Source organism: Bradyrhizobium pachyrhizi (assembly GCF_001189245.1).
Lineage (GTDB): Bacteria > Pseudomonadota > Alphaproteobacteria > Rhizobiales > Xanthobacteraceae > Bradyrhizobium > Bradyrhizobium pachyrhizi.
Genome location: NZ_LFIQ01000094.1, coordinates 152,746 through 154,025, shown reverse-complemented (window position 1 = coordinate 154,025; position 1,280 = coordinate 152,746). Strand labels below are relative to the sequence as shown.

Genomic DNA, 1,280 nt, shown 5'->3' with positions numbered 1-1,280 from the left:
CCCACGGTACCCTTGCGGGCACGCCGGTTTCGTAGTCCGCATGGAGCGAAGCGCAATCCGGGAATCGCGCACGCGGGCCGAGCGGCTCCGGATTGCGCTTCGCTTCATCCGGGCTACGGTCACGTCATCGCCCCCACGATCGCGCCCATCAGGCAGGTCGTCAGCGTGCCCGAGACGATCGACTTCAGCCCGAGCGCATTGATCTCGTCGCGCCGCTCGGGCGCCATGATGCCGAGGCCGCCGATCATGATGCCGAGGCTCGCGAAGTTGGCAAAGCCGCACATCGCGTAGAGCATGATCAGCCGCGAGCGCGGATCGAGCGCGTCCGGCCCGAGCTTCGACAGGTCGACATAGGCGATCAGCTCGTTCAGCACGGTCTTGGTGCCCATCAGGCTTCCCGCCGTGATCGCCTGTGGCCAGGGCAGGCCCATCAGCCAGCACACCGGCGCCATGACGTAACCAAGCAGGCGCTGCAGCGAGATCTTCGCGCCGCCGATCTCCGGCAGCAGGCCGATGATCGCGTTCGCAAGATACACCAGCGCGACCAGCACCAGCAGCATCGCGATGATGTTCATCAAGAGCTCGAGCCCGGCCGCCGTGCCCTTCACGATGGCGTCCATCGTCGACGACACCTGGATATCGGGATTGTCGAGCGATCCGCCGGTGCGCTTGTCCGACGTTTCGGGCACCATGATCAGGCTCACTAAAATTGCGGCCGGCGCGCCGAGCACCGAGGCGATGACGAAATGCGCGGCCGCATCCGGGATCAGCGGCGCCAGCAGCGTGGCGTACAGCACCAGCACCGTGCCGGCGATCCCGGCCATGCCGCCGGTCATCACCAGAAACAATTCGCTGCGGGTGAGCTGCGCCAGATAGGGACGGATGAACAGCGGCGCTTCGACCATGCCGAGGAAGATATTGGCCGCGGTCGAGAGCCCGACCGCGCCGCCGACGCCGAGCGTGCGCTCGAGCAGCCAGGCCATGCCGCGCACAACAGGCGGCAGCACGCGCCAATAGAACAACAGCGTCGTCAGCACGCTCATGACGAGCACGATCGGCAGCGCCTGGAAGGCGAGGATGAAATCCGAGCCCGGCGTCTTGGGATCGAACGGCGCCGGGCCGCCGCCGACATAGCCGAACACGAAGGCGGTGCCGGCGCGGGTCGCGGCCGCGATCGTGCCGACGGCGTCATTGATCGCGCCGAAGGCCTGCGTCACCAGCGGCACCTTGATCAGCACAAGCGCGGTCGCGATCGTGACGACGAGCCCGATCGCCGCCTG

General features: G+C 67.1%; 1 protein-coding gene. It reads right to left on the bottom strand.

Annotated features, from left to right (window positions below):
* Positions 1-119: 119 nt before the first annotated feature.
* Positions 120-1,280 (bottom strand): NupC/NupG family nucleoside CNT transporter (locus tag AKL29_RS24300; RefSeq protein ID WP_244482355.1); only part of this gene is annotated, 1,161 nt, incomplete at its 5' end.